The sequence below is a fragment of the Kocuria sp. NPDC057446 genome (genome assembly GCF_042802875.1).
GTDB lineage: Bacteria > Actinomycetota > Actinomycetes > Actinomycetales > Micrococcaceae > Kocuria.
Map to the genome: position 1 here is coordinate 1 of NZ_JBHVDI010000286.1, position 1518 is coordinate 1518.

The 1518-nt window shown below is 69.4% G+C and carries 1 protein-coding gene; it reads left to right on the forward strand.

All coding sequences use genetic code 11. The features are described 5' to 3' along the window. Positions 1 to 78 precede the first annotated feature (78 nt). A partial coding sequence (tig, locus tag ACFU0Y_RS18130) for a trigger factor (RefSeq protein ID WP_380216357.1) occupies positions 79 to 1518 on the forward strand: 1440 nt, incomplete at its 3' end.

Here is a 1518-nt window from a genome sequence, read left to right on the forward strand (position 1 = left end):
GCCGCCTTCCCGACTGTCCCGGGCCGGTCAACGGCACCGGAAGACCCAACCGACCTACCACTCAGGAGTGCAGCGGAAGTGAAGAGCGCCGTCGAGAAACTCAACCCCACCCAGGTCAAGATCGTGGTGGACGTCCCGTTCGCGGAACTGAAGCCGTTCATCGACCAGACCTACACCTCGCTCGCCAACCAGATCCAGGTCCCCGGCTTCCGCCGCGGCAAGGTTCCGGCGCGGCTGATCGAGCAGCGCGTGGGCTTCGACTTCGTCGTCGAGAACGCGCTCAACGAGGGCCTGAACACCTTCTTCCAGCAGGCGCTGGCGGAGAACGAGATCACCCCGCTGACCCAGCCGCAGGTCGAGGTCGTCGCCAAGCCCGACGAGGCGAACCGCGAGGCCGACACCAAGGTCGAGATCGACGTGGCCGTGCGCCCCGAGATCGAGCTCCCCGACTACAAGGGCCTCGAGGTCGAGGTGGAGGCCCGCGAGGCCTCCGCCGAGGACGAGCAGAAGGCCCTGGACGAGCTGCGCGGGCGCTTCGGCACCCTCAAGACCGTGGACCGTCCCGCCGCCGAGGGCGACTTCGTGACCCTCGACCTGCAGGCCCTGGTCGACGGCGAGGAGGTCGACGCCGCCAACGACCTGTCCTACCAGGTGGGCGCCGGCACGATGCTCGAGGGCATGGACGAGGCCATCACCGGTCTGTCCGCCGACGAGGACGCCACCTTCGAGACCAAGCTGGCCGGCGGCGAGCACAGCGGCGAGGACGCCGTGGTCAAGGTCAAGGTCACCGCCGTCAAGGAGCGCGAGCTGCCCGAGGCCGACGACGAGTTCGCCCAGCTCGCCTCCGAGTTCGACACCATCGAGGAGCTCAAGGAGGACCTGAAGAAGCAGGCCGCCGAGGGCACCGTGGTGGAGCAGGGCGTCGAGGCCCGCGACAAGGTCCTCGAGAAGCTGCTGTCCCTCGTGGAGATCCCCGTGCCGCAGGCCGTGATCGACGAGCAGATCGCCCAGCACTTCGACAACCCCCAGGCCGAGGCCGACCACGACACCGCGGAGCACCGGGCCGAGGTCCAGAAGAACGCCGAGGACGCGTTCCGCAACGAGATCGTGCTGGACGCGGTCGCCGAGGCCGAGGAGATCGGCGTCGAGCAGTCCGAGCTGATCGACTACATCATCAACATGTCCCAGCAGTACGGCATGGACCCCAACCAGTTCGCCCAGCTCCTGGACTCCTCGGGCCAGGCCGGTCTGATGGTGGGCGAGGTGCGTCGTCGCAAGGCCCTGGCCAAGGTCCTCGAGTACGCCACGGTCACCGACACCGAGGGCAACACCGTGGACCTCTCCGAGTTCGTGCGCCCGCAGGGCGAGGAGGAGGCCGGCGAGCCCGCCGAGGAGGTCGCCCCCGAGGAGACCACCGCGGCCCCGACCCCCGGCACCGAGGAGGAGTCCGCGGACTCGCCGGAGTCCGCGGACTCCGCCGACTCCCCGGAGTCCGCCGAGTCGGCCGACTCCCCGGAC